Source organism: Georgenia sp. G2120, from assembly GCF_055326485.1.
In genome coordinates this window covers 349,338-375,033 of sequence record NZ_JBUZNL010000001.1, presented here as the reverse complement: position 1 = coordinate 375,033, position 25,696 = coordinate 349,338, and the positions used below count along the sequence as shown (strand labels likewise).

Sequence of the window (25,696 nt, the reverse complement as noted above, 5' to 3'; positions counted from 1 at the left end):
TTCGGATCACCGCCGAACAGTCGGTCAACGCACCGAAACGACAGGCGGCGGGGGTCCACTCGACACGTCCACCGACTGTTCGACACGTCCGCTGAGCAAGCGGTCGGCCCGCCGAGGGGCAGTAGAGATGCCGAGGAGTCGGATCACCACCGAAGAGTCGGTCAACGCACCGAAACGACAGGCGGCGGGGGTCCACTCGACACGCCCACCGACTCATCGGCACGCCCACCGACTGTTCGACACGCCCACCGACTGTTCGACACGTCCACCGACTGTTCGACGCCCCCTCGGCGCCGCGGGTCCCGATCGCCGGACCACCCGGCAGCCACCGCAGCCCACAGGCGCCCCCCGGCCCCCGCTGTCCACAGGGCCAGCGCGGTACCACCGCCCGGCCGGCGCCCGTCGACCAGTCTCGAGCTCATGACGAACGCCGCACGGGTCCCACGGCCGCCGACGCCCCGGCTGCTCCTCGGCGACCGCCGCCGCTGCTCGGACCCGTTGGCCGGCGACCCCGCGCACGAGACCGTCAGGGTCCGGCGCGGCGCCGTCGCCGTGGTGCGGCGTGACCTCTCCGGTCCCGCTCGACGGCGGGAGGTCTACCGGGCGAGGTGCGTCGCGGTGCAACGACAGGCCCGGTCGAGGCGTGCCCTGACTCTCGAGTCGGCGGCGGCGCTCCACGGGCTGCACCTGTGGGGCTTCCCGACGAGCGTGCCCGTTCTCTACCCGGCGCGCGGGAGTGCGGTGTCTGCCGCGGACGTCGAGATTCACAGATTCTCGGTCCGGCCCGACGACGTCGAGTCCATCGACGGCATCCTCGTCACGACGCTCGAACGCACGGCGATCGACCTGGCTCGTCTGCGCGACCCGGAGTCCGCGATCCTTCCCCTCGACCACGTGTTCGCGAAGCTCTGCCGCGCCGATCGACGGGAACGGGAGCGGGTCGACCGGGACGCGGCCCAGCTCCGCGCGCGTCTGATCGATCGGCTCCGGACGGAGTTCCGCGGCGCTCGCGGCGTCCGTCGCGCCATCCAGCTGATCGGCTGGGCCTCACCGTGGTCGGAGTCGGCGTGGGAGTCCCGGCTCCGCTGGATCGTGCTCACCTGGGGCGTGCGGGACGCGGTTCAGCAGTGCCGGATCGAGACCGAGCACCACCGCTGGTGGGTCGACCTCGCGATCCGGTTCGGGACCTCCGACGACGGGCGTCCGCTCTGGCTCGTCGTCGAGTTCGACGGGCGGACCAAGTACGGCACCGATCCCACGACCACGTCGGACGCGTTGTTGAAGGAGCGCCGACGGTACCACGATCTCGAGCGGGCCGGGCACAAGGTTCTCCACCTCACCGCCGCGGAGGCCACCGATCCGGCCGTCGCCGTCCGCCGGATTCTCGATCGCCTGCCGGACGGCACCCACCTGGCCCTCGACCCCGTCGTCGAGCTCATGAACCCTGCGCCGAAGCCCAGCCGGCAGGCCAGGTAGGCGCGACCCGCACAGCAGGCGCGACCGGCCCGGCAGGCGCGGCCCGCACTGCAGGCGCGACCGGCCAAGCAAGCGCGGCCCGCACAGCAGGCGCGACCGGCCCGGCAGTCGCGACCGGCCCGGCGGGCGAGGTCGGCCCGGCAGTCGCGACCGGTCCGGCGGCGGACACGGCTGAGTCGGCAGGCGCCGCGCCGCGTCCTCATGTGCCCCCAGCGGGACTCGAACCCGCACTGGGCCGGGTTTAAGCCGGCTGCCTCTGCCGATTGGGCTATGGGGGCGCCCGCTCTCGCGAGGCAAGGGTCCATCGTGCCGTACCCGGGCACGATCCGAACCGACGACGACGCCGTCACCACCGCCGACACCACCGGCACCATCACGGCAACACCCTGAAACCGCGCGGGAGTCCACCGAGGCGTGGATACACTGCCGCCGATGCCAGTCACCGTCGACCTCGTGCCCGACGCCGCCGTCGCCGCGTCGGTCTGCACGCTGCCCGTGCACGTGGGCACCAACGGTCAGGTGTCATCCTGGGGCGCACCGCTGGCGGGATTCCCGCCGACCCGATGAGTGCGGCCGGCCCATCCGCGCGAGCGAGACCGTGCGGGTGCGGCCAGTGACAGACCAGTCCCCCATCACCTCCTAGGCGGCACCGTTGCTCACCCTTGCACTTCTGGCCACGCTCCTCGCGTGCGTGGCCGCGATCCCGCTCGGGCGCGTCCTCGGACGCGGCGCCGGCGTCCCGCTGGCCCTGCCACTGCTGATCGGCGCAGGGCTGCTGGTCACGGCCTACGACGGGGTCGGCGAGCCGGTCGACGAGGTGTGGTCGTGGATGCCCACGCTGGGCATCGACCTGGCGCTGAGGCTGGATGGCCTCGCCCTGGTGTTCGCCCTGCTCGTGCTCGTCATCGGCGGCGCGATCCTCGTCTACGCCAGCCGGTATCTCGGCCGCGGGACGCAGTCGCGGTTCTACCTCCTCATGACGCTCTTCGCCGCGGCGATGACGCTCCTCGTGCTCTCCGACGACCTCGTCGTCATGTTCGTCGCATGGGAGATCACGACCCTGTGCTCGTTCTTCCTCATCTCACGGTCCGGCCCCCACGCCCACGAGCCCGCGGTCCGCACCCTCCTCGTCACCGTCGCCGGGGGCCTGAGCCTGCTCGCCGCCGTCACGACGATGATCGCCACCACGGGTACGAGCAGGTTGAGCGAGGTGCTCCGCGACCCGGTGTGGACGCAGGACGGCACCTTCACCACGACGGTCGCCGTGCTCCTCGCCGTCGCCGCCTTCACGAAGTCCGCCCAGTTCCCGTTCCAGGCGTGGCTGCCCGACTCGATGGTCGCCATCACGCCGGTCTCCGCGTATCTCCACGCCGCCGCGATGGTCAAGGCCGGCATCTACCTGCTCCTGCGGTTCTCGCCCGTGCTGTCCGGGGTGCCGATCTGGTCGTGGCTGCTCATCTTCTCCGGCCTCGTCACGGCGCTCATCGGCGCGGCCGGAGCGATGCGCCGACACGACCTCAAGGAGCTGCTCGCCTACTCGACGATCAGCCAGCTGGGACTGCTCGTCGCCGCGATCGGCGTGGGGACCGAGGCAGCCCTCACCGCCGCGGTCGTCCACACGATCGCGCACGCCCTGTTCAAGGCCACGCTGTTCATGCTCGTCGGCGTCATCGACCACGAGGCCGGGACCCGGGACCTGCGCGAGCTCGCCCGGATGCGCATCCGTATGCCGGTGACGACGGGCGCCGCAGCCCTCGCCGCCGCCTCCATGGCGGGCGTACCGCTCCTCCTCGGCTTCGTCTCCAAGGAGTCCCTGCTCGACGCGTTCCTGGGCGCCCCGGGCCCGGGCTGGGTGCCCCTCGTCGTGACGGCGGCGGCCGCCGCCACGTCCGTCCTCACGTTCGCCTACTCGGCCCGGTTCGTGCTGGGCGCCGCCGGTCGCGGCACCGGTCGGCCCGAGATCGACCACCCGTCGACGACACGCCCGACGACGACAAGCCCGACACGCCCGACGACGACAGACCCGTCGAGCGCACCGGCGGCGTCGCTGCGTTCCTCCCCCACCGAGGTCCACGACGGCGATCCCGTGTTCCTCGCGCCCCCCGTGCTCGGCGCGCTCGCCACGCTCGTGCTCGGCCTCGCGCCGTTCCTGCTGGACACGCTGGCCTCCGCCGGCGCGAGCGGCTCGACCGGCGCGGGGCTCGACGTCCACCTCGCCCTGTGGCACGGCCTCACCCCGGCGCTGGGGGTGTCCGCCGGCATCATCTCCGTCGGCGTCGTCCTCGTCCTCACCCGCGCCCGGGTCGACCGCCTCCTCGAACCTCTCGCGTTCCCGTTCTCGGGGCTCGACGTCGTCGACGCCCTGCGCCGCGGCACGATCTCGTTCGGTGGCAGCATCGGCCGTCTCACCTCACCGATGAGCCCGCGCCGTCACCTCGCAATCCCGGCGGCGTCCCTCGCACTCATCGCCGCGTGGATGCTCCTGCGGACGGACGAGCTGCCGGCGCAGGTGGGCGACCCGACCCGACCGCTGGACTGGGTGCTCGTCGCACTGGTCGCCGCGGGCGTCGTCGCGGCCGTGCGGGCGCGGTCGCGGATCTCCGCCGTCGTCGTCACCGGCGTCGCGGGCTTCACGATCAGCCTGTGGTTCGTCGTCCTCGGCGCCGCGGACGTCGCCCTGACCCAGCTCCTCGTCGAGATCCTCACCGTCTGCGTGATGGTCCTGCTCCTGCGCCGGCTCCCCGAGAACTTCCGCCGATCCCCGCTCCGCAAGCGGGTCCCGGCCGCCGTCGTCGCGGCCGCGGCCGGCCTCGCCACGTTCGCCGGGGTATTCGTGCTCACGGGCCGCCGCGAACCGTCGTCGGCGAGCACCTACTACCTCACCGAGGGCGAGTCGATCACCGGCGGTGCCAACATCGTCAACACGATCCTCGTCGACTTCCGTGCCCTCGACACCCTCGGTGAGCTGACGGTGCTGGGCGTCGCGGGTCTCGTGGTCGCCGTCGTCGTGCGGTCGCGCCGCCTCACACCCAGCCGCCCGTCCCCGATCGACCCGCGTTCCCCCATCGCCGACCCCCGCGAGAACACCGTGTTCGTCCGGACCGTGGCGCGAGTCGTCGGTCCGCTGGCCGTGATCCTGTCGGCCGTCCTGCTCCTGCGCGGGCACCATGAGCCCGGCGGCGGCTTCATCGCAGCGCTCGTCGGCGGCAGCGGCTTCGCGCTGCTGTACCTCGCCGCCCCGGCGGACAGCAAGGCCCCGATCCGTTGGCCCTACCTCCTGCTCACGGGCCTCGGCATCATGGTCGGTGCCGGGTCCGGGCTCGCGGGCTACCTCGACGGCTCGTTCCTCGCCCCGTTGTCGACCGACATCCTCGGGTACCACCTCATGTCGTCGCTCGTCTTCGACATCGGCGTCTACCTCGCCGTCCTCGGCCTCGTCCTCGCCTCGTTCAACCTCCTCGGCCGGCCGACGACGCAGACCGGGCCCGGCACGCCGACGGCACAGACCGGCCCGACCGACGCGGCGCCCCGGCGCGAGCACGCCATCCCCACCGACACGGAGGAGGCACGATGACCGTCGCCCTCACCGCCGCGATCCTCGTGGCCGGCGCCGTCTACCTCATGATGCAGCGCGAGATGCTGCGGGTCGTCCTGGGCTTCGTCCTGCTCGGCCACGCCGCGAACCTCGTCCTCATCGCGGCGGGCGGCACGTCCCGTCGGGGCCTGCCGTTCGGCACGCCCGACGACCCGTCCTCGACTGCCGACCCGCTCCCCCAGGCATTCGTGCTCACCGCGATCGTCATCGCCTTCTCGATCACGGTCGTCATGCTCGTCCTTGCCGTGGCCGGGGGTCAGGACGACGACACCGCCGACGGCTCCATGGAGGACGACGACGGGGCCGGTCCCGAGCGGCTCGGCCCGTCCGACTCCGACGGGGACTGGAGCGAGCCCGCCGACGCCCCGGCCTCGCACCGGGACGCCGACCCACGCAGCACCCGCGCACGACCGGCCGAGGACCCGGCGGTGAGCTCGTGAACACCGCCGTACTTCCGCTGTTCGTCGCCGTCCCGCTCCTGGTCGGTGGCCTTCTCGTCGTCGTCGGGGATCGTCCGCGGGTGCAGGCGGTCACGTCCTTCGCGGTGCTCGCGGCGTCGCTCGCCGGCGGGGTCGCGCTCGTGGCCCACTTCCGCGACGGCGGGGCGATCGCTCATGACGTCGGCATGTGGGAGACGGGGATCGCGATCCCGTTCGTCGCCGACATGTTCTCCGCCCTCATGCTCGTCGTCACCGGCATCCTCACCCTGACCTGCACCGCGTTCGCCCACGCATCCGGACGCGCGGCCTCGCGCTACTTCGGCCCGCTGGTCCTCGTGCTCACCGCGGGCGTCAACGGCATCCTGCTCACCGGCGACATCTTCAACATGTTCGTCTTCATCGAGGTCATGGTGGTGCCGGCGTACGGCCTCTACGTGCTCGCGCGCCCCGCCTCCGCCACCCTCGGTCAGATCGCCGGCGCGCGACTGTTCGTCACCGTCAACATGCTGACGTCGACGCTCTTCGTCTCCGGCGTCGGGCTCGTCTACGGCGTGGCCGGCACGGTCAACCTCGCTGAGCTCCAGGGGGCCGCCGCGGAGGACCCGTTCGTGGCGGCCGCGGGCGCTGTGTGCCTGTTCGCACTCAGCATCAAGGCGGCCGTCGTCCCCGTGCACGGCTGGCTCGCCAAGGCCTACCCGGGCACCTCGCCGGCCGTGACCGCGCTGTTCTCCGGTCTCAACACGAAGGTCGCGATCTACGCGATCTACCGGATCTACGCCGTCCTCTTCGACGGCGACTCGCGGTACCTGTGGATCGGCGTGGTCGCGTTCGCCGCCACGATGGTCATCGGCGTGCTCGGCGCGGTCGGCGAGACGACGACCCGCTCGATCCTCGCGTTCCACATGGTCAGCCAGATCGGTTACATCCTCCTCGGGGTCGCCCTGTTCACGCTCGCCGGGCTCACCGCGGGGATCTTCTACCTGCTGCACCACATGATCGTGAAGGCGTCGCTCTTCCTGTCGACCGGGGCGATCGAGGTCCGCTACGGGACCGGGAGGGTCGGCGCGCTGAGCGGCATCGCCAGACGCGAACCCGTGCTGGCGGTCGCGTTCTTCGTCGCCGCACTCTCCCTCGCGGGCATCCCTCCCTTCTCCGGCTTCGTGGCCAAGCTCTCGCTGATCACCGCCTCGATCGGGGCCGGTGAGATCGGCGCCGTCGTCGTCATGCTCGCCGTCAGCCTCGTCACCCTGCTGTCGATGCTGAAGATCTGGTCCGGGATGTTCTGGGACCGGAAGGCCGGGTCCGCGGCCTCGGGCGGTGCGACCCAGCAGGACGCGGACGCAGCCACCTTCGCCGAGGAGGGTGACTCCGTGCCGCCGGCCTTCGCCGGTGCTCGCCCGGCGACGAACGACCAGGCGCCCCGCACGACGACGAACGACGCGGCCGCCACCGCGACGGCGACGGCCGCCCGGACGGCGACCGACCCCACGGACGACACCGCGACCGCCGCGGAGAGTCCCGTCCCCGAGGACGGAGGCAGGCGGGTCGGCGCCGCGCTCGCCGCCCCGGCGGTGGCCCTCGCGGCCGTCACGGTCGCGCTCGGCCTCGGCGGCGAGCTCCTCCTCGGGCTCTCGGAGACCGCCGCCCAGGGTCTTCTCGACACGTCCACGTACGTCGAGGCGGTGCTGGGTCGATGAGCTGGTTGACGTGGCCGTTCCGCATCGCGTGGTTCGCCCTCTGGTACGCGTGGCAGCTGGTGATCTCGAACGTCGCCGTGCTCAAGGACAACCTCACCCCGGGGCAGGACTCGACGCCGGGCATCGCCCGGCTCGTCACCCGGTGCCGCACCGACCTGGAGGTCACCCTGCTCGCCGCCCTCATCACGCTGACCCCGGGCACGCTGACGATCGGGAACGAACGATCCGGACCCGACGGCAGCCGCGTCCTGTACGTGCACGGCCTCTACTGCGCGGACGCCGAGGAGCTGCGCGCCGAGCTGCGGGACATGGAGTCCCACCTCCTGCACGCGGTGCGACGGACGGGGGTGGCCTCGTGACCGGCGTCGTCGTCGCGATCGTCATCGTCGGCGTGACCTCCGTGGTCGCCACCTACCGGATGTTCGTCGGCCCGACGGACGCGGACCGCGCCGTCGGCGCCGACCTGCTGTCCTTCGGGGTCATCGGACTGATCGCCCTCGCCGGCGTGCTCACCTCCATGGTCTTCGCCTTCGACCTCCTGCTCGTCGTCGCGCTCGTGGCCTTCCTCAGCGCGATCTCGCTCGGGCGCGCGGTGACGAGGGGGCGGCGATGACGGAGGTGATGGCAGTGGTCGGCAACGTCGTGGTGGTGCTCGGCGCGCTCGTGTTCGCGACCGCCGCACTGGGACTCGTGCGCTTCCCCGACGTGTACATGCGGATCTCGGGCGTCGGGACCGCCGGAGGCTTCGGCATCATCCTCGTCGTCGTCGGATGCCTCCTCATCATGCCGTCGTGGCGCAACCTCGGCCTCGCGCTCCTCGTCATCGGCATCCACCTCGCGACCTCGTCGGTCGGCACGATGGTCGTGGCCCGCGCGGCCTACCTCACCGGCGTCCCGCTTCGTCGGAGGAGCTTCGACGACCTGGCCGACGAGACCGAGCGCCGTGCCGTGCGGGGCGACACGGCCGCGCCCGACGACGACGAACGCGCCGCCGACCACCGCGACTAGCCCGTCAGGCGAGCGAGAGCGCGATGCCGTCGAGGATGTCGTGCTCGGAGGTGACGACGCCGGCCGCCCCCGCCCCGCCCGTCCGCTCGGACACGTGGCGCACGACCTCGCTCCACACGAGCGCGCCGCCGCCGATGACGTCGACCCGCCCCGGATGCATGAACGGCATCGCCTCGCGCTGCGCGCGGGTGGCGGCGAGCAGCTCGTCGCAGGCCGCGAGGACGGCCGCCTCGGTGAGGACCGAGCCGTTGATGGCGGCCGGGTCGTAGGCGGGCAGGCGGAGCGCGTGGGCGGTGACCGTCGTGACGGACCCGGCCACGCCGATGAGCGTGCGGACGTCACCGAGCGGGAGGTCGGCGTCCTCGAGGAGCCGCCGGACGTCCGCCCGCGCCGCCGCCTCCTGCTCGGCGCTCGGCGGGTCCCCGACCAGGTGCCGCTCGGTGAGGCGGACGCACCCGACGTCGAGCGAGACGGCCGCGTCCGGGCTCGCGGACCGCGGGTCCCCGACGACGAGCTCGGTGCTTCCGCCGCCGATGTCGACGACGACCACCGGCCCCGGCGTCCCCTCGGCCAGGACGGAGGCGGCACCGGCGAACGAGAGCGCGGCCTCGGCCTCCCCCGTGACGACCTCGGGCTCGACGCCGAGGATCTCGCGGATGCCGTCGACGAAGACCTGCCGGTTCTCGGCGTCACGGGTCGCGGACGTGGCGACGAACCGGATCCGCTCCGCACCGTGCTGCTCGCACAGCTGCGCGTACTCACGGGCCGCGGCGAAGGTCCGCTCGAGCGCGTCCTCCGCGAGGCGGCCGGTGCGGTCGACGCCCTGGCCCAGGCGGACCACCCGCATCTCGCGCACGACATCGTCGAGCGCCGCGCCGCCCGTCCCGGGCACGTCGGCGACGAGGAGTCGGATGGAGTTGGTCCCGCAGTCGATGGCTGCCGCTCGAGTCACCGGGTCATGCTGTCACGCGCCGGGGACAACCCGCTCAGCAGGTGCAGGTCTCGGGACTCCACATCCCGCGCGCGGCCAGGACGTCGCGCGTCTCATCGCCGAACGGGTTGATCCCGCGCCCGACGGCGAGGGTGTGCGCGAGCAGGGCGTGCAGGCACTTGACGCGCTCGGGCATGCCACCCGCCGAGATGCCGGCGATCTCCTCGACCTCGCCGAGCTCGGCGCGCCGCGCGAGGTAGTCCTCGTGCGCGGCGGCGTAGGCGGACCTCAGGTCGTCGTCGTCGGCGAGTCTGGACTGCATGTCCGCCATGAGGTGCTCGGCCTCGAGCGTGGAGACGGCGCGCGTGGCGGGCGGACAGGTGAGGTAGAAGCTCGTGGGGAACGGCGTGCCGTCCTCGAGGCGGGGTGCCGTCCGGACCACGGTGGGGCGGCCGTGCCGGCAGCGCGCGGCGATCGCGACAACGCCGCGCGGGACGCGTCCGAGCTGGTCCTGCAGCGCGTCGAGGTCGGCCTGGGCGACGGGGCTCTCGCTCATCAGTCCGGCACCGTCTCGCCCGACGGGATCTCCTGGTCGCTCGGCACCTCGGGCGGCAGCTCGGGCTCGGGGACGTCCTGCCCCTCCTCGCCCTCGGTCGCGTCGGCGCCCGGGATCGCGCCCGCCTCCTCGACCGACTCCTGGAGGTTGAGGTACCACGGGCGCGAGGCGGCGATCGCCTCCTCGCGGGCGGCCTCCTCGACCTCCTCGACCGGTCGGCCGCCGGTCACGGCCTCCGGGTCGACGACGACGAACGGCGTCTGCCCCGGCATCGTGTAGCCGAGCCGCTCGCGCGCCTGGGACTGGACGTACTCCGGGTCGTCCCACAGGGCGAGCTCGTCGGTGAGGCGCTGCTCCTCCTCCTCCGCGGCCGCGAGCGCGTCCTCGGCGGTGCGCAGCTGCTCGGCCTGGAGGAGGGCGTGACGGGCCGTCGGCGCGATGATCGCGAAGGCCACGAGGAGCGTGAGGACGAGCGCGAGGGCCCGCAGGGAGAGGATCGGCCGGTCGCCGTCGGACGTGGCGATCGCGAGGCGACGGTTGCCGCGCGAGCCGCCGCCGGACCCGGGCGACGGCGGTGTGCTGGAGCCGCGCGAGCCGCCGGCCCTCGTCCGGCCGGCGTCCCCGTCCCGGCCACGGCCGGTGGTGGTCGGCCTGCTCGCCCGGTCCGCGGAGGGGCGGGTGCGGCCCGTGGGGCGCGACCGTGCGCCGCGGGCGGCGGACGAGCGGGGTGCCCCGGGCTTGCGGGGGGCGGCGGGCGGACGACTCACCGCGTCATCGTCCCTCACGGGTCCGGCAGGGGCGGGGACCGGCGTGGCGCGAGTCGCGCCACACCCTCACCGAGACTGCGGTTGGTGCCCGCCGAGACTGCGGTTGGTGCCCGTCGAGATTGCGGTTGGTGCCCGCCGAGATTGCGGTTGGTGCCCGCCGAGATTGCGGTCGGGAACGGCGTCCCGGCCGAGAGTGCGGCGGGGAACGAGCCTCGGTCGAGAGTGCGGTCCGGAGACGTCGAGAGTGCGGGTGGAGCCAGGCCCCACCCGCACTCTCGACCACCGGGGGCGAGGGAGCTCAGCCCCCCACCCGCACTCTCGACAGCTGACAACCGGAGACTGTCCGGCTCCTAACCGCAATCTCGACGAAACGGGGAGGGTCAGGCCTGGTGACGCGGGAAGGCGCTGCGGCCGGCGTACTCGGCCGCCTCGTCCAGCTCCTCCTCGATGCGCAGCAGCTGGTTGTACTTCGCCACGCGCTCGCCGCGCGCCGGGGCGCCGGTCTTGATCTGGCCGGAGTTCACGGCCACCGACAGGTCGGCGATCGTCACGTCCTCGGTCTCGCCCGAGCGGTGCGAGACCATCGCGGTGAAGCCGGAGCGCTGCGCGAGCGCGACGGCGTCGAGGGTCTCGGTGAGCGAGCCGATCTGGTTGACCTTGACGAGCAGCGAGTTGGCCGCCTTCTCGGCGATGCCGCGGGCGAGCCGCTCGGGGTTGGTGACGAACAGGTCGTCGCCGACGATCTGCACCTTGTCCCCCACGGCGCCGACGAGCCGGCTCCACGCGCCCCACTCGTCCTCGCTCAGCGGGTCCTCGATGGAGACCAGCGGGTAGTCGGCCACGAGCTGCTGGTAGTACGCCACCATCTCGTCGCTCGAGGTCGACTTCCCCTCGAACTGGTAGGCGCCGTCGGAGAAGAACTCCGTCGAGGCCACGTCAAGGGCGAGCGCGATGTCCGTGCCGGCCGAGAGGCCCGTGCTCGAGATCGCCTCGAGGATGAGGTCGAGCGCCTCGCGGTTGGAGCCGAGGTTGGGGGCGAACCCGCCCTCGTCGCCCAGGCCGGTGGCCAGGCCGCGCTGCTTGAGCACGGACTTCAGCGCGTGGTAGACCTCGGCGCCCTGACGCAGCGCCTCGGCGAAGCTCGTCGCACCGATCGGCGCGATCATGAACTCCTGGATGTCCACGTTCGAGTCGGCGTGCGAGCCGCCGTTGAGGATGTTCATCATCGGCACCGGCAGCAGGTGCGCGTTGGGGCCGCCGAGGTAGCGGTACAGCGGCAGTCCGGCGGACTCGGCGGCGGCCTTGGCCACGGCGAGCGAGACGCCGAGGATCGCGTTGGCGCCGACCTTGCCCTTGTTGGCCGAGCCGTCGAGGTCGAGGAGCGTCTGGTCGATGAAGCGCTGCTCGGACGCCTCGAGGCCGAGGATCTCGGGCGCGAGGATCTCGAGCACGTTGTCGCGTGCCTGCTGCACGCCCTTGCCGCCGTAGCGCTTGTCGCCGGCGTCACGGAGCTCGACGGCCTCGAACGCGCCGGTCGACGCGCCGGAGGGGACGGCCGCGCGGGCGACGACGCCGTCGTCCAGCCCGATCTCGACCTCGACGGTCGGGTTGCCCCGGGAGTCGAGGATCTCGCGTGCCGCTACTTCGAGGATGGTGGCCACAGGTTCTCCTTGTGTCGGGGATGCCCGGATGTTGTCGGGCTCCACGCTAGTCCCCACGAGCGGCCGGGGTCAGTGCTGTCCGGCCTTCCGGGAGTACGTGCAGCGCTCGGGGCGATGCCCCCACCCATGCACGACGACGAACATCGCACCTTCGCCGCGGCGCACCGCACACGGACCCGGCCGGCTCACGACCGACGAGCGGCCCGGTCAGGGAACGACCGGCATGCCCTCCCCGGCGGGCGCCGCCTGCAGCCACGGATGCGCCGGCTGCGCGTACTGGCCGCCCTCGACGGTCCCGTACCGGGGGTTGAGCTCGATGTCGACCTCGCTCATCGCCTCCGTGACCTGGGTGGACAGCGCCTGGTCCGACTGGAGCTGGCCGGCCAGCATGAGGGACTCGACGATCTCGAGGGTCTGCGGGAGGTAGTCGCCGTCGGGCGTGTAGCCGCTCTGCTCCGTCATCGTGGCGAGCTGGTCGCGCACGGCCTGGTCGCTCACGGTGAGTCCGTTCTCGCCCGCGACGCGGGTGATGGCGTCGGAGTACGCGTAGTTCATCACGGCGTCGACGGTGGTCAGCTCCTGGCCGAACACCCCGACGAGCTCTCCGGCGACGGACTGCGCCTCGCGCTCGGACATCTCCTCGCCGTCGATGACGGCCGCCGTGCCGGGGTTGGCCGAGCAGCCGGCGAGCAGGGCGCCCAGCGCGAGCGCGGGCACGATCGCCGATCGGATGGTGCGAGCCACAGTTCCTCCTGTCGTCCTCGCCCGCGGCACGGCCGTGAGCGCCACCATGCTAACCGCGTCGCCGACCCGGTCTGCGCGGTGCGGAGGTGGCCGCCAGCACGACGCCGATGCCGGCGAGCGCGAGCGTGGTCGCCGCGGCGACGCGGACGAGCCACGGCTGCATCCCGATGGGCAGCTCCGCGGCCTCGAGGATCTCGAACCCGCTGCCCGAGTCGGTCGCGGACGCGGTGGCACCGTCGAGCAGCCCACCGCTGCCGGCCTCGGCGGACGCGTCGGTGCGCGACCCGTCGGAGCCTGCCTCGCCGGAGCCGCTCTCCCCCGCACCCGGCTTGTCGGGCTCGCCCGGGGACGTCGACGACGACGCCGCGGCGGCCGTGGAGGTGTCGGTGACGTCCGGGGCGGCAGCGGCCGCCGGCCCGGCGGCCAGCCCCACCACGAGCACGGCCGCGGCGAGGGTCGACCGCAGGGCGGTGCGTCCGGCGTCGTGCACGGTCATGCCCCCGCCGCGCCCGAGCCTGCACCCGCGCCCGCGCCGGCCCATGCACCGGCCGGCGCCCCGACCGGCGTGCCGATGAGGGCGACGACCTCCTCGACCCACGCGAGCAGGTCGACGTCCGCGAGCGGTCGCCCGCCGACCTTCTGCGTGAGCGGCCACGGCACGAGCGCGGTGCGCACGGCCGGCTTGAGCATCGTCCCGCGGTGGACGCGGGTGAGGCGCAGCGACTGGGACTCGGCGAGCTCGACCGGGAAGAACCGCACGTTCTTGCCCTGCGCGGTGATCTCCTGGATGCCGGCCTCCCGGGCGTGGGCCCGCAGGCGCGCGACGGCGAACAGCCGCTCGACGCTCGGCGGGACCGGCCCGTACCGGTCGACGAGCTCGGCGCGCACGGAGTCGAGGGCCTCGTCGTCGTCGGCCGCGGCGATCTTTGCGTAGACCTCGAGGCGGAGGCGCTCGGTGTCGACGTACTCGGTGGGCACGTGGGCGTCGATCGGGAGCTCGACCCGGACGTCGACGCGCTCGGGCTCGACCTTCCCGTCGCGCCAGGCGGCCACGGCCTCGGAGATCATCCGGACGTACATGTCGAAGCCGACGCCCTCGATGTGCCCGGACTGGTCGGAGCCGAGCAGGTTGCCGGCTCCGCGGAGCTCGAGGTCCTTCATCGCCACCTGGATGCCGGCGCCGAGCTCGGTGTGGGAGGCGATGGTGGCGAGCCGGTCGTGCGCGGTCTCGGTCAGCGGCTTGTCCGGGTCGTAGAGGAAGTAACCGTAGGCCCGCTCGCGCCCGCGACCCACGCGCCCGCGCAGCTGGTGGAGCTGGGACAGGCCGAACGTGTCGGCACGCTCGACGATGAGGGTGTTCGCGTTGGCGATGTCGAGGCCCGTCTCGATGATCGTCGTGCACACGAGCACGTCGATCGAGCGCTCCCAGAAGTCCTGGATGACGGCCTCGAGCTGGTGCTCGTTCATCTGCCCGTGCGCCACGCCGATGCGCGCCTCGGGGACGAGCTCGGCGAGGTGCTGGGCGGTGGCGTTGATCGAGCGGACCTTGTTGTGGACGTAGAAGACCTGACCCTCGCGCAGGAGCTCGCGCCGGATCGCGGCGCCGACCTGCTTGTCCTCCTGCGCACCGACGTACGTGAGAATCGGGTGCCGCTCCTCCGGCGGCGTGGCCAGCGTGGACATCTCGCGGATCCCGGTCACCGCCATCTCGAGGGTGCGCGGTATCGGGGTCGCGGACATCGCGAGGACGTCGACGTTGGTCCGCAGCTGGGTGAGCGTCTCCTTGTGCTCGACGCCGAAGCGCTGCTCCTCGTCGATGACCACCAGCCCGAGCTCCTTGAACCGCACCTGACCCGTGAGCAGGGTGTGGGTGCCGATGACGACGTCGATCGACCCGGCGGCCAGCCCCTCGCGGACCTCCGTGGCCTCGGCCGGGCTCTGGAAGCGGGACAGGGCGGCGACCCGGACCGGGAAGCCGGCGTACCGCTCGGCGAACGTGTCGAGGTGCTGGTTGACGAGCAGCGTGGTGGGCACGAGGACGGCCACCTGCTTGCCGTCCTGGACGGCCTTGAACGCGGCCCGCACGGCGATCTCGGTCTTGCCGTAGCCGACGTCGCCCGAGATGAGGCGGTCCATCGGCATGGCCTTCTCCATGTCGGCCTTGACCTCGTCGATCGCGCTCAGCTGGTCGGGCGTCTCCGTGTAGGGGAAGGCGTCCTCGAGCTCGCGCTGCCACGGGGTGTCCGGGCCGAACGTGTGGCCGACCGTGGCCTGGCGCGCGGCGTAGAGGCGGACGAGCTCGCCGGCGATCTCGCGGACCGCCTTGCGCGCCTTCCGCTTGGCCGCCGCCCAGTCAGAGCCGCCCATCTTGTTGAGCGCGGGCGCCTCTCCCCCGACGTAGCGGGAGACCTGGTCGAGCGAGTCCGTGGGCGCGAACAGGCGGTCGCCCGGCTGGCCCCGCTTCGACGGCGCGTACTCGATGACGAGGTACTCGCGGGTGGTGGCGGTCTCGCCCCTGCCGACGGTGCGGGACACGAGCTCGACGAACCGGCCCACCCCGTGCTGGGAGTGGACGACGAGGTCGCCCGGCCGCAGGGACAGCGGGTCGACGGCGGTGCGGCGCCGGGCCGGCATCTTGCGCATCTCGCGCGTGGAGCTGCCCGGGCGGCCGGTGAGGTCGGACTCGGTGAGGACGGCCAGGCGCTGCCCGTCGACGACGAACCCCCGGTCCAGCCCCGGGTGCGTGATGGTGACCAGGCCGGGCTCGGGGGCCTCGGGCAGGTCGGTGACGAGGCGGGCCGGGACGTCGGCCTCCGCGAGCGAGTCCCGCAGGCGGCGGGCGGGCCCGGCTCCTTGGGTCGTGAGCAGGATGCGCCACTCGTCGTGGACGAGGGCGGCGAGGTCCTTGAGCGCGCCGTCGACGTCGCCGCGGTACCGGCGGGTCTCGCGCGCGGCGACGGTGCGGGGGTCGTCGTCGGGGCCCGACGCGGCCGCGATCGCGGCGCGGGCGGCGGACCCGCCGGGATCGGCGGCGTCGTCGGCCGGGGTGCCGGAGCCGTCGGGCGCGCCGCCCGACCCGGCGGAACCGGGCACGACGGTCGCCCCGTCGTCGAGCCCCTCGTCGGTCGGCAGGGAGCTGACGCTCCACCAGCCCTGCCCCTTGGTCAGGGCGAGCGCGCGGGCCTCGGCGAGGTCGGCGAAGGCCGCGGCCCGCAGGTCGAGCGGGACCTCGGCCCCGGACGCGGCGGACGTCCACGCGGCGGCGAGGAACTCCTCGGTGGTCGCGGCCAGGTCGGCGGCCCGGCGGCGGATCCGCTCGGGGTCGACGAGGACCACGAGCGAGCGCTCCGGCAGCAGGTCGAGGAGGGGCTCGAGGCCGTCGGCGAGGACGGGGCTCAGGGCCTCCATGCCCTCGACGGCGACACCCTCGGAGATCCGCTCGAGCATCGGGGCGGCGGACGGCACGGTCGGGATGAGGGACCGCGCGCGCTCGCGCACGGCCGGGGTCAGCAGGAGCTCGCGGCACGGCGGCGCCCACAGGCCCTCCTCGGCGACCTCGAGGCTGCGCTGGTCGGCCACCGAGAAGCGGCGGATCTCCTCGACGTCGTCGCCGAAGAGCTCGAGGCGCAGCGGGTGCGGGTCCGTCGGCGGGAAGACGTCGACGATCCCGCCGCGCACGGCGTACTCGCCGCGGCGCTCGACCATGTCGGTGCGGGTGTAGGCGGCGGCCTCGAGGGCGCGGACGAGGTCGTCGAGGGCGATCGTGTCGCCGACCTGGACGCGGACGGGCTCGAGGTCCGCGAGGCCCGAGACGATCGGCTGGAGCAGCGCGCGCACGGGAACCGTGACGACGCGCGGGCGCGCGGTGCGCGCCTCCGGCCCGGGGTGGACGAGGCGGCGCAGCGTGGCCAGGCGGTGGGCCACGGTGTCCGAGCGCGGCGAGAGGCGCTCGTGCGGGAGGGTCTCCCAGGCCGGGAACGTGGCGACCTCGTCGGCGGGGAGGAACTCACGCACGCCCGTGGCGAGCTCGTCGGCGTCGCGGCCCGTCGCGGTGACGAGGACGATCGGGCGGTCGGTCGCGGCCAGCTCCGCGGCGAGCGCGGGGCGCACGCCGACGGGGGCGGTGGTCGCGCGGTGCGGCTCGAGGACGGGGGCCGAGGCGGCCGCGACGAGCGCGGCGATCGCCGGGTCCTCGCGCAGCAGGGGGAGCAGTCCGGTGAGGGACAACGTGTCCTCCGGTCGAGGAAGTGGGGAGCGGGAGGCAGTCTACGACCGGCGCGGGTGCCGGCGCGGGCAGCGGTCACCCGGCCGTGACGACCGAGCCGGTCGGCCGCGCCGGACGATCCGTGACCGGCGGCACGGGCAGACTCGGGGTCGGCGACGGATGGGACGTGACGCGGCGGCCTGCCGGCACCGGTCAGTCGGCCGTGTGCAGCCGCATCTGGGTGCGCTGCAGCCCCTCGGTGACGACGTCGGCCACCGTGTCGGCCGCGATCTCGAGCGTGACGCCGAGCTCGGTGCGCTCGGCGGCGGAGAAGTTCTGCAGGACGTAGTCGGCGGGGTCCATCCGGCCCGGCGGGCGACCGATGCCGACCCTCAGGCGCGCGTAGTCCTTGGTGCCGAGGGACCGGGTGATCGAGCGCAGCCCGTTGTGGCCGCCCTCGCCGCCGCCGATCTTCAGGCGCAGCGTGTCCGGGGCGAGGTCGAGCTCGTCGTGCACCACGAGGACCCGGCCCGGCTCGATCGAGTAGAACTGCGCGAGCGCAGCCACCGGCGGGCCGGAGAGGTTCATGTACGAGCCGGGGCGGGCGAGGATCACCCGAGGGCCGGGGACCCCGCCCGGACCGGTGCCGAGCCGCACGTCCGCGACGCTCGCGCGGGACTTGTGGGTGGTCAGCTCGGCGCCGCCCCGCTGCGCGAGGAGCTCGACGATCATCTGGCCCACGTTGTGCCGGTTGCCCGCGTAGCGCGGACCCGGGTTGCCGAGCCCGACGACGAGCCACAGGTCGCTGTCAGCCACGGGCGTTCACTCCTTGCGCGCGGGCGACGACGGCGAGGCCGCCCGCAGGGGTCGGTCCGCCCCGGCCCGCAGTGGGCCGGGGCGGGAGGGATCAGGCGTCGTCGTCGGAGGACGCGTCGTCGGAGGAGGACTCGTCCGAGGACTCGGCGGCCTCGCCCTCGGTCTCCTCGTCCTCGCCGCCCGGGGTCTCGAGGTCCTCCTCGGAGATGCGCGGGACCGTGACGAGGACGACCGAGGTCTCCGGGTCGGTGACGTACTCGGAGCCGGGGAGCGCCGGCAGGTCGGCGACGCGGACGACGGAGCCCTCCTCGAGGCCTTCGATGTCGACCTCGACGTACTCGGGGATCGCGGTCGCGTCGGCCGTGACCGTGACGGTCTGGCTCTCGACGGTGTGGATCGTGCCGGGGGCGGACTCGCCGACGGTGTGGACGGTGATGTCGACCTCGACCTTCTCGCCCTTGCGGACGAGGAGGAGGTCGACGTGCTCGATGGAGCGCTTGACGGCGTCGACCTGGACGTCCTTGGTCAGCGCGAGCTGCTCCGTGCCCTCGATGTCGAGCGTGAGGAGCGCGTTGGCGTTGCCGCGCAGCGCGAGGAAGGTCTCGTGGGCCGGCAGCGAGAGGTGCTGCGGGTCGGTGCCGTGGCCGTACAGGACGACGGGGATGCGGCCCTCGCGGCGGGTGCGGCGGGCAGCGCCCTTGCCGAACTCGGTGCGGACGTTCGCGGTGATGACGGTCTTGTCAGCCATGGGTGCTCCACTGGGTTCGTGACGGATCGGGGCGGCGGGCCTCGGCGCGGGACGGCGGACGGACGCGCTGGGCTCCGCCGCGTCGAATCACGGACGACCGGACCTGTGGCCCGGATGCGGGCACCTGCCCGTCCGTCGTCCCTCGCCGAGGCAACCCGGAGAGTCTAGCGGCTCCGTCCCTGCGCGACAGGGCCCGATCCTGCGGCCTGCGGCACACTGACGTCCATGGCGAGCGAACGCGTGACCGTGACCACCGATGCCGGGCCCATGCCCGCGGACCTCTTCCGCCAGACGACGACGAACGCGGACGGCGAGGGTGCCGGACCGCGCGGCGCGGGTGCGGGAACGGGCGGCGCGGGTGCGGGCCTCGTCGTCGTGCAGGAGATCTTCGGGGTGACCGGGTACGTGCTCGACCGCGCCGCCGACCTCGCGGCCCTCGGGTACACCGTGCTCGTCCCCCACCTGTTCTGGCGCACCGGCGACGAGGTGGTCGAGGGCGGGGACGAGGCGGCGCTCGGGCGCGCGATGGGGATCGCCGGCGCCACCGACTGGGAGGGGGCGGTCGCGGACACCCGGGCCGCACTCGCCCACCTCCGCGCGGAGGTCGACGGCCCGGTGGGGCTCCTCGGGTTCTGCTGGGGCGGCGGGGTCGCCTTCGACGCGGCGTCCAGGGAGGGCGAGGGTGTGGCGGCGCTCGTCGCGTACTACGGCTCGGCACTGCCGACCCTGCTCGACCGGGCACCCGGTGTCACCGCTCCGTCGCTGCACCACTGGGGCACCGACGACGCGTTCATCCCGGCGGACCAGGTGGACCGGATCGAGGAGGCCGTGGCGCGCGACGGCGTCCGGCTCGTGCGGCACCCCGGCGCCGGGCACGCGTTCGACAACCCGCTGCCCGAGTTCCACCACGCGGAGGCGTCGGCGGCGGCGTGGGCGGGGACGACCGCGTGGCTGGCCGAGGAGTTGCCGGCGGGCTGATCGGCGCCCGGCCCGGACAGTCCCTAGGAGCGGCCCTCGAACAGGGAGGTGACCGAGCCGTCGTCGAAGACCTCGCGGATCGCGCGCGCGAGCAGCGGGGCGATCGGCAGGACCGTCAGCTGCGGGAAGTGCTTGGTGATCGGCAGGGTGTCGGTGACGACGATCTCGCGGGCGCCGCAGTCGGACAGCCGCTGCGTGGCCGGGTCGGAGAGCACGCCGTGGGTCGCCGCGACGATGACGTCCTTGGCCCCCTGCGCCTTGAGGACCTTGACGGCCTCGGCGATCGTGCCGCCGGTGTCGATGAGGTCGTCGACGAGCACGCAGGTGCGGCCCTCGATGTCACCGACCACGCGGTTGGCCACGGCCTGGTTGGGCCGGGTGATGTCGCGGGTCTTGTGGACGAACGCCAGCGGGACGCCGCCGAACTTCGCGGCCCACTGCTCGGCCACGCGGATGCGCCCGGCGTCGGGCGAGACCACGGCGACGTTCTCGAGGTCCACGCGCCCGCGGACGTAGTCCACGAGGATCGGCATGGCGAACAGGTGGTCGACCGGGCCGTCGAAGAAGCCCTGCGTCTGCGAGGCGTGGAGGTCGACGCTCATCAGGCGGTCGGCGCCGGCGGTCTTGAACAGGTCCGCCACGAGGCGCGCGGAGATCGGCTCGCGGCCCCGGTGCTTCTTGTCCTGGCGCGCGTACGGGTAGAACGGTGCGACCACCGTGATGCGCTTGGCCGAGGCGCGCTTGAGCGTGTCGACCATGATCAGCTGCTCCATGAGCCACTGGTTGATCGGCGTGGTGTGGGACTGCAGGACGAACGCGTCCGTGCCGCGCACCGACTCGTCGAACCGGACGTAGATCTCGCCGTTGGCGAAGTCGTACGCGGTCGTCGGCAGCGGGTCGATCCCGAGCTCGCGGGCGACGTGGTCGGCGAGCTCCGGGTGCGCGCGGCCCCCGACGAACACGAGTCGCTTCTCGCCGCTGGCGTGGATGCCGGTCATCGGGTGCTCCCTTCACCGGGCGCCGCGGCGCCGTCGCTGTCCCGGCCCACGTCCGTGGTCGGGTCCTCCTCCGCGGCCGGCTCCGGGTCGGAGGCCGACGACGACGAGCTGCCGCCGGCACCTGCCCCCGAGCCGTTCGCGGCCGACGCCGCCTCCGCGGCCGCCGTGCCCGGCCGCTTCCTCTCGACCCAGCCCTCGACCACCTTCTGGCCGAAGTCGTTGAGCGCCAGCGCGCCCGCCGGGACGTCGTGGCGGACGATCGTGCCGGCGCCGGTGTACGCGCCGTCGCCGACCTGCACGGGCGCGACGAACATGTTGTCCGCCCCGGTCCGGGCGTGGGCGCCGATCGTCGACCGGTGCTTGTGGACGCCGTCGTAGTTGACGAACACCGACGCGGCGCCGATGTTCGTGCCCTCGCCGATGTCGGCGTCGCCCACGTAGCTGAGGTGCGGGACCTTGGCGCCGCGCCCGAGCGTGGAGTTCTTCAGCTCGACGAACGTGCCGACCTTGGCCTCGTCGCCGACCACGGTGCCGGGCCGCAGGTAGGCGAACGGGCCGACGCTCGCGCCGGCGCGGACCACGGCGAGCTCGGCGTGCGTGCGGACGACCTTCGCGCCCGGACCGACCTCGCAGTCGGTGAGCGTGGTCTCCGGACCGACGGTCGCGCCCTCGGCCACGACCGTCGTGCCGTGGAGCTGGGTGCCGGGCAGGATCGTCACGTCACGGGCGAGCTCGACGTCGACGTCGATCCACGTGGTGCCCGGGTCGACGATCGTCACGCCGGCACGCATCCACCGCGCGAGGAGCCGGTCGTTGAGGCGGGCGGCGGTCGCGGCGAGCTGGACGCGGTCGTTGATGCCCTCGACCGTCGACGGGTCGTCGACCTTGAGGGCCCGCACCGGCAGGCCCTTGCCGTGGGCGGCGGCGACGACGTCGGTGAGGTAGACCTCGCCCTGGTCGTTGTCCGAGCCGAGGCCGGCGAGCGCCTCCCGCAGGACGGCCGCCTCGAAGACGTAGGTCGAGGTGTTGATCTCGGTGATCGCCCGCTGCGCATCGGTCGCGTCCCGTTCCTCGACGACGCCGACCACCTGCTCGCCGTCGCGCAGGATCCGGCCGTAGCCGAACGGGTCGGGGACCTCGGCGGTGAGCACCGTGACCGCGTTGCCCGAGCCCGCGTGGGCCTCGAGGAGGGCGGCGAGCGTGTCGCCGTCGAGCAGGGGGGTGTCCCCCGCCATGACGAGGAGCGAGCCGTCGGCGGCCGCGGCGGCATCGAGGGCGTCGAGCGCGCACTGGACGGCGCGGCCGGTGCCGGGGATCTCGTCCTGGTCGACGAGCAGCGCGGCGGGGTCGGACTCGGTGACGAAGGCGGCGACGCGCTCGCGCTCGTGGCGCACGACGACGGCGAGACGCTCCGGGTCGACCTGGCGGGCGGCCGTGAGCGCGTGGCCCAGCAGCGTGCGACCGCCGACGGCGTGGAGCACCTTCGGGGTGGCCGAGCGCATCCTGGTCCCCGCCCCGGCGGCGAGCACGACGACAGCAGCCGGACGGGTCTGGGTCACGCGGGTTCTCCTCGGGTGCGACTCTCCTGGGCGTCGGCGCGGCCTGGCCGCGCGACCCGGCCACTGTACCGCCGGGGCTCCGCCCCCAGGACTCGAACCCGGACCTCAAGGCACCAAAGGCCTGCGTGCTGCCGTTACACCAGGGCGGACCGCCGCCGGCCGCCGACGCGGGCGGTCGAGGCGCTGCCCCATCCTGCCAAAGCCTGACCGCCCCGCGGACCGGGCGCCAGGCACAATGGCGGGCGTGGCGAGCGAGACGAGACGGCAGCGCACCCGGATGACGGCCGGGCAGCGGCGCGAGCAGCTCGTCGCCGTGGCCCGCACCCTGTTCGCCGAGAAGGGGTTCGACAGCACGTCGGTCGAGGAGATCGCGCAGCGCGCGAAGGTCTCGCGCCCGGTCGTCTACGAGCACTTCGGCGGCAAGGAGGGCATCTACGCGGTCGTCGTCGACCGGGAGGTCCAGCTGCTCGAGGGCGTGCTCATCGGCTCGATCCGCGTCGGCGGGCACCCCCGCACGATCGTCGAGCGCACCACCCTCGCGCTGCTCGACTACATCGAGGAGCACACCGACGGGTTCCGCATCCTCGTCCGCGACTCCCCCGTCGCCCAGGCCACCGGCACGTTCTCCTCCCTCATCGGGGACGTCGCCACGCACGTCGAGCATCTGCTCGCCGCCCAGTTCAAGGCGCGGGGATTCGACACGAGCGCGGCGCCGCTGTACGCGCAGATGCTCGTCGGGCTCATCGCCCTGACCGGTCAGTGGTGGCTCGACAACCGCACGCCGGGCAAGCAGGACGTCGCCGCGCACGTGGTCAACCTCGCCTGGCACGGTCTCGAGGGGCTGCGCCGGGAGCCCCGGATCCACGCCACCGGCGACTGAGCGGGCCGCCGGGCCGGACGTTCGTCGTCGGGCCCGGTGCAGAAGTCCCCGCGGACGCATGACGGACGTCAGGGTGGGAGGCGTCACGCACCCCGTACGGTTGTCGCGACCTGGGCCGGGACGGACGCCGATGAGGCGCACGCTCGCGGCGGAATCGGACGGAGGGGGACACGTGGGCGACCTGGAGATATCAGGGCTCAGCAAGGCGTACGGCACCGTGCGCGCACTCACAGACATGACGTTCACCGTGCGGGCCGGAGAGATCTTCGGCTTCGTCGGCTCGAACGGCGCGGGCAAGACGACCACGATGCGGATCGCCCTCGGCGTCCTCGCGGCGGACGCGGGCGAGGTGCGGCACGACGGCAAGGTGGTCGACCTCGACGCCCGGCGCCGCATCGGCTACATGCCGGAGGAGCGCGGGCTCTACCCGAAGATGAAGGTCGGCGAGCAGCTGATCTTCCTCGCCCGCCTGCACGGCATGTCGGCCGCCGACGCCAAGGCCGCGATGGAGAAGTGGACCGAACGCCTCGGTGTGGCCCACCGGCAGGGTGACGACGTCGAGAAGCTCTCGCTGGGCAACCAGCAGCGCGTGCAGCTCGCCGCCGCCCTCGTCCACGAGCCCGACGTCCTCATCCTCGACGAGCCGTTCTCCGGCCTCGACCCGGTCGCGGTCGACGTGATGAGCGAGGTCCTCAAGGACCGTGCCGCCGCCGGCGTGCCCGTCATCTTCTCGTCCCACCAGCTCGACCTCGTCGAGCGGCTCTGCCACCGGGTCGGCATCGTCGCCTCGGGCAAGATGGTCGCGCTCGGCACGATCGACGAGCTGCGCACCGTCGGCCGGCCGGTGTGGCGGGTCGTCGTCGACGCCGAGGGGCTCGACCTCGCCCCGATCGCGAGGGCGGTCGAGGGCGCCGTGGCCGAGAACGTCGAGGTGGGCGCCGGGAAGTCCGCGGCCCAGGTCATGCTGCCCGAGGGGTCCGTCGGCGCCGAGCAGGCACTGCTGACCGAGGCCCTCAGGCACGGCCCCGTCGTCGAGTTCGGGCCGGTGCAGCCCACGCTCTCCGACCTCTTCCGTGACGTCGTCTCCGACAGCTCGGCCGAGGAGAAGGACGGCAGCTCAGGGCGCGAGGGCGCCACCGGTACCGGCACGACGACGAAGGAGGCGCGTCGATGAGCGCGGTGGGTCTGGTCATCCAGCGGGAGCTGCGCACGCGGCTGCTCGCCAAGTCGTCGATCATCTCGATGATCGTCATGGTCGTCGTCTTCCTCGCGGCCGGCGTCGGCTACAAGATCTGGGACTCGAACCAGGGCGAGGACTCCGGCACGGTCGTCGCCGTCGAGGAGTCCGCCGCCTCGCTCGTCCCGTACCTGCAGACGAGCTCGAGCGCCCAGGAGCTCCCGCTCGACATCCAGGAGACCGCCGACGGGACGCACGCCGAGGAGCTCGAGCGCGAGGAGGAGCCGGCCGAGATCGTCGTCAGCCGGGACGGCGAGACCCTCACGGTCCACGCCCGCACCGACCCGGACCCGCAGCTCCTCGGCACGGTCGCCACCGCGGCGCAGACCGAGTCGCTGAGCACCCAGATCACTGAGCTCGGCGGGGACCCGGCCGAGGTCCAGGGCGCGCTCGCCGCCAGCGCGCCGCAGGTCGAGATCCTCGAGGGCGCCGCGACCGGGTTCAACAGCCCCGACTTCGACGGCCAGGCCTACGGCGCCGGCATCGTGACGATCTCCATCATGCTGTTCGCCGTCCTCACGGCGGGCACGACGGTCGCCACCGGCGTGGTCGAGGAGAAGACGTCCCGCGTGGTCGAGGTGCTGCTCGCGACGATCAAGCCCACGCAGCTGCTCACCGGCAAGGTGCTCGGCATCGGCCTCTACACGCTCGTGTACATGGTGGTGATCGTCGGCGGCATGCTCGGCGCACTGGCGATCGCCGGGCTCATGCCCTCGCTGAGCATCCCGCTCGGCACCGTCACGCTCTGGGCGTTCGTCTGGTTCTTCGTCGGCTTCGGGATCTGGACCGTCATCTTCGGCGGGTTCGCCTCCCTGGTCTCCCGCCAGGAGGAGATCGGCTCGGTGACGACCCCGCTGATGTTCGCCCAGTTCATCCCGTTCTACATCGCGATGTACCTCGTGCCGAACCAGCCGGACTCGCTGCTCACGCAGATCCTCGGCTACATCCCGTTCTTCTCGCCGTTCATGATGCCGATGCGTCAGGCGTTCGGCGCGAGCACGGTCGAGGCGCTCATCTCGGTGGCGATCGCCGCCGTGACGATCCCGGTGCTCATCTGGTTCGCGGGCCGCGTCTACCGCCGCGGCGTGCTGCACACGGGCGGGCGGCTCAAGCTGAGCGAGGCCCTCAAGGGCTGACACCCCTCACGACGACGACGGCGGGGCGGCGGGCGCGGGAGCGCCTGTCCCCCGCCGTCGTCGTGCGCGTCCCCACCCCGTTCGTCGAGATTGCGGTTCGTCGTCGTCGAGATTGCGGTTGGGGCCCCAACCGCACTCTCGATGAACGGGTGCGCGCCCCCATCTGGTCGAGAGTGCGGTCCAGGGTGACGGTCCATCGAGCCTGCGGTTCGTCGTCGTCCGTGCGGACCGTCCGCTCATTCGCCGGAGGTGTCTCGACGTCGAG

General features: G+C 73.2%; 23 protein-coding genes and 2 tRNA genes. 12 read left to right on the top strand and 13 right to left on the bottom strand.

The genetic code is table 11. The annotated features are described in order from the left end of the window. The first annotated feature begins 420 nt into the window (after positions 1-420). On the top strand, positions 421-1,476 hold the full coding sequence (locus tag ACZLMO_RS01850) for a hypothetical protein (protein ID WP_425714774.1): 1,056 nt from the start codon (positions 421-423) through the stop codon (positions 1,474-1,476). A 204-nt stretch (positions 1,477-1,680) separates the two neighbouring features. Here the strand turns inward: ACZLMO_RS01850 and ACZLMO_RS01845 are convergent. Continuing rightward, positions 1,681-1,754 (bottom strand) — tRNA-Leu (locus ACZLMO_RS01845). 154 nt (positions 1,755-1,908) lie between these two features. Between ACZLMO_RS01845 and ACZLMO_RS01840 the strand changes: the two genes are divergently transcribed. The 7 genes from ACZLMO_RS01840 (at position 1,909) to ACZLMO_RS01810 (ending at position 8,216) form a co-directional block, all read left to right on the top strand. After that, positions 1,909-2,043, top strand: coding sequence for a hypothetical protein (locus tag ACZLMO_RS01840; protein WP_425714773.1), 135 nt, complete (start codon positions 1,909-1,911; stop codon positions 2,041-2,043). A gap of 85 nt (positions 2,044-2,128) precedes the next feature. Next, positions 2,129-5,050 (top strand): DUF4040 family protein, encoded by a 2,922-nt coding sequence (locus tag ACZLMO_RS01835; protein ID WP_463652692.1) that lies wholly within the window; start codon positions 2,129-2,131, stop codon positions 5,048-5,050. Beyond that, positions 5,047-5,511 carry a cation:proton antiporter subunit C gene (locus ACZLMO_RS01830; RefSeq protein ID WP_425714771.1) on the top strand — a complete coding sequence of 155 codons (465 nt, stop codon included), beginning with the start codon at positions 5,047-5,049 and terminating at the stop codon, positions 5,509-5,511. The genes ACZLMO_RS01835 and ACZLMO_RS01830 overlap by 4 nt, the downstream gene beginning before the upstream one ends. Beyond that, positions 5,508-7,208, top strand: a complete 1,701-nt coding sequence (locus ACZLMO_RS01825; RefSeq protein ID WP_463652691.1) for a monovalent cation/H+ antiporter subunit D family protein — start codon at positions 5,508-5,510, stop codon at positions 7,206-7,208. Before ACZLMO_RS01830 ends, ACZLMO_RS01825 begins: the two co-directional genes overlap by 4 nt. Next, positions 7,205-7,567: a Na+/H+ antiporter subunit E gene (locus ACZLMO_RS01820; RefSeq protein ID WP_463652690.1), complete on the top strand. Its 363-nt coding sequence runs from the start codon at positions 7,205-7,207 to the stop codon at positions 7,565-7,567. The genes ACZLMO_RS01825 and ACZLMO_RS01820 overlap by 4 nt, the downstream gene beginning before the upstream one ends. Next, entirely contained in the window at positions 7,564-7,821 is a 258-nt protein-coding gene (locus tag ACZLMO_RS01815; protein WP_425714768.1) for an MrpF/PhaF family protein, read from the top strand. The genes ACZLMO_RS01820 and ACZLMO_RS01815 overlap by 4 nt, the downstream gene beginning before the upstream one ends. After that, positions 7,818-8,216: a cation:proton antiporter gene (locus ACZLMO_RS01810; protein ID WP_425714767.1), complete on the top strand. Its 399-nt coding sequence runs from the start codon at positions 7,818-7,820 to the stop codon at positions 8,214-8,216. The genes ACZLMO_RS01815 and ACZLMO_RS01810 overlap by 4 nt, the downstream gene beginning before the upstream one ends. Before the next feature lie 4 nt (positions 8,217-8,220). Here the strand turns inward: ACZLMO_RS01810 and ACZLMO_RS01805 are convergent, their stop codons facing one another. From ACZLMO_RS01805 to ACZLMO_RS01765, 9 genes are all read right to left on the bottom strand, one after another. Continuing rightward, positions 8,221-9,168 carry a Ppx/GppA phosphatase family protein gene (locus tag ACZLMO_RS01805; protein ID WP_463652689.1) on the bottom strand — a complete coding sequence of 316 codons (948 nt, stop codon included), beginning with the start codon at positions 9,166-9,168 and terminating at the stop codon, positions 8,221-8,223. A 34-nt stretch (positions 9,169-9,202) separates the two neighbouring features. Next, a complete protein-coding gene (locus tag ACZLMO_RS01800; protein WP_463652688.1) occupies positions 9,203-9,703 on the bottom strand; it encodes a DUF501 domain-containing protein in 501 nt (166 codons plus the stop codon). Continuing rightward, positions 9,703-10,470, bottom strand: coding sequence for an FtsB family cell division protein (locus ACZLMO_RS01795; RefSeq protein WP_425714764.1), 768 nt, complete (start codon positions 10,468-10,470; stop codon positions 9,703-9,705). The genes ACZLMO_RS01800 and ACZLMO_RS01795 overlap by 1 nt, the downstream gene beginning before the upstream one ends. A gap of 380 nt (positions 10,471-10,850) precedes the next feature. Beyond that, positions 10,851-12,131, bottom strand: coding sequence for a phosphopyruvate hydratase (gene eno, locus ACZLMO_RS01790; protein ID WP_425714763.1), 1,281 nt, complete (start codon positions 12,129-12,131; stop codon positions 10,851-10,853). A gap of 207 nt (positions 12,132-12,338) precedes the next feature. Beyond that, a complete protein-coding gene (locus ACZLMO_RS01785) occupies positions 12,339-12,875 on the bottom strand; it encodes a hypothetical protein (protein WP_425714762.1) in 537 nt (178 codons plus the stop codon). 49 nt (positions 12,876-12,924) lie between these two features. Further along, entirely contained in the window at positions 12,925-13,371 is a 447-nt protein-coding gene (locus ACZLMO_RS01780; protein ID WP_425714761.1) for a hypothetical protein, read from the bottom strand. Continuing rightward, a complete protein-coding gene (gene mfd, locus ACZLMO_RS01775; RefSeq protein ID WP_463652687.1) occupies positions 13,368-17,102 on the bottom strand; it encodes a transcription-repair coupling factor in 3,735 nt (1,244 codons plus the stop codon). The genes ACZLMO_RS01780 and mfd overlap by 4 nt, the downstream gene beginning before the upstream one ends. A 190-nt stretch (positions 17,103-17,292) precedes the next feature. Continuing rightward, positions 17,293-17,895, bottom strand: coding sequence for an aminoacyl-tRNA hydrolase (gene pth, locus ACZLMO_RS01770; protein WP_425714759.1), 603 nt, complete (start codon positions 17,893-17,895; stop codon positions 17,293-17,295). 91 nt (positions 17,896-17,986) lie between these two features. After that, positions 17,987-18,643: a 50S ribosomal protein L25/general stress protein Ctc gene (locus tag ACZLMO_RS01765; RefSeq protein ID WP_463652686.1), complete on the bottom strand. Its 657-nt coding sequence runs from the start codon at positions 18,641-18,643 to the stop codon at positions 17,987-17,989. A gap of 225 nt (positions 18,644-18,868) precedes the next feature. Here ACZLMO_RS01765 and ACZLMO_RS01760 point away from each other — a divergent pair, with 225 nt between their 5' ends. Continuing rightward, on the top strand, positions 18,869-19,621 hold the full coding sequence (locus tag ACZLMO_RS01760; RefSeq protein WP_463652685.1) for a dienelactone hydrolase family protein: 753 nt from the start codon (positions 18,869-18,871) through the stop codon (positions 19,619-19,621). A 23-nt stretch (positions 19,622-19,644) separates the two neighbouring features. On the opposite strand, the gene ACZLMO_RS01755 is transcribed toward ACZLMO_RS01760, so the two are convergent. The 3 genes from ACZLMO_RS01755 to ACZLMO_RS01745 form a co-directional block, all read right to left on the bottom strand. Continuing rightward, complete coding sequence (locus ACZLMO_RS01755; RefSeq protein WP_425714756.1) at positions 19,645-20,619, bottom strand: ribose-phosphate diphosphokinase; 975 nt, start codon at positions 20,617-20,619, stop codon at positions 19,645-19,647. Beyond that, positions 20,616-22,178, bottom strand: a complete 1,563-nt coding sequence (gene glmU / locus ACZLMO_RS01750; RefSeq protein ID WP_425714755.1) for a bifunctional UDP-N-acetylglucosamine diphosphorylase/glucosamine-1-phosphate N-acetyltransferase GlmU — start codon at positions 22,176-22,178, stop codon at positions 20,616-20,618. Before glmU ends, ACZLMO_RS01755 begins: the two co-directional genes overlap by 4 nt. A gap of 77 nt (positions 22,179-22,255) precedes the next feature. Beyond that, positions 22,256-22,327, bottom strand: a tRNA-Gln gene (locus ACZLMO_RS01745). Positions 22,328-22,413: 86 nt separating this feature from the next. On the opposite strand from ACZLMO_RS01745, the gene ACZLMO_RS01740 reads away from it, so the two are divergent. The 3 genes from ACZLMO_RS01740 (at position 22,414) to ACZLMO_RS01730 (ending at position 25,431) form a co-directional block, all read left to right on the top strand. Continuing rightward, entirely contained in the window at positions 22,414-23,058 is a 645-nt protein-coding gene (locus ACZLMO_RS01740) for a TetR/AcrR family transcriptional regulator (RefSeq protein ID WP_463652684.1), read from the top strand. 172 nt (positions 23,059-23,230) lie between these two features. Then, complete coding sequence (locus ACZLMO_RS01735; protein WP_463652683.1) at positions 23,231-24,232, top strand: ABC transporter ATP-binding protein; 1,002 nt, start codon at positions 23,231-23,233, stop codon at positions 24,230-24,232. After that, on the top strand, positions 24,229-25,431 hold the full coding sequence (locus ACZLMO_RS01730) for an ABC transporter permease (protein ID WP_463652682.1): 1,203 nt from the start codon (positions 24,229-24,231) through the stop codon (positions 25,429-25,431). Before ACZLMO_RS01735 ends, ACZLMO_RS01730 begins: the two co-directional genes overlap by 4 nt. Positions 25,432-25,696 lie beyond the last annotated feature (265 nt).

What these genes read in the sequence shown, in the direction of transcription:
- ACZLMO_RS01850 (WP_425714774.1), top strand. Translation starts at nt 421, where the DNA reads ATGACGAACGCCGCACGGGTCCCACGGCCGCCGACGCCCCGGCTGCTC.
- ACZLMO_RS01840 (WP_425714773.1), top strand. Translation starts at nt 1,909, where the DNA reads ATGCCAGTCACCGTCGACCTCGTGCCCGACGCCGCCGTCGCCGCGTCG.
- ACZLMO_RS01830 (WP_425714771.1), top strand. Translation starts at nt 5,047, where the DNA reads ATGACCGTCGCCCTCACCGCCGCGATCCTCGTGGCCGGCGCCGTCTAC.
- ACZLMO_RS01820 (WP_463652690.1), top strand. Translation starts at nt 7,205, where the DNA reads ATGAGCTGGTTGACGTGGCCGTTCCGCATCGCGTGGTTCGCCCTCTGG.
- ACZLMO_RS01810 (WP_425714767.1), top strand. Translation starts at nt 7,818, where the DNA reads ATGACGGAGGTGATGGCAGTGGTCGGCAACGTCGTGGTGGTGCTCGGC.
- ACZLMO_RS01800 (WP_463652688.1), bottom strand. Translation starts at nt 9,703, where the DNA reads ATGAGCGAGAGCCCCGTCGCCCAGGCCGACCTCGACGCGCTGCAGGAC.
- ACZLMO_RS01780 (WP_425714761.1), bottom strand. Translation starts at nt 13,371, where the DNA reads ATGACCGTGCACGACGCCGGACGCACCGCCCTGCGGTCGACCCTCGCC.
- ACZLMO_RS01765 (WP_463652686.1), bottom strand. Translation starts at nt 18,643, where the DNA reads ATGGCTGACAAGACCGTCATCACCGCGAACGTCCGCACCGAGTTCGGC.
- ACZLMO_RS01760 (WP_463652685.1), top strand. Translation starts at nt 18,869, where the DNA reads ATGGCGAGCGAACGCGTGACCGTGACCACCGATGCCGGGCCCATGCCC.
- ACZLMO_RS01755 (WP_425714756.1), bottom strand. Translation starts at nt 20,619, where the DNA reads ATGACCGGCATCCACGCCAGCGGCGAGAAGCGACTCGTGTTCGTCGGG.
- ACZLMO_RS01740 (WP_463652684.1), top strand. Translation starts at nt 22,414, where the DNA reads ATGGCGGGCGTGGCGAGCGAGACGAGACGGCAGCGCACCCGGATGACG.
- ACZLMO_RS01730 (WP_463652682.1), top strand. Translation starts at nt 24,229, where the DNA reads ATGAGCGCGGTGGGTCTGGTCATCCAGCGGGAGCTGCGCACGCGGCTG.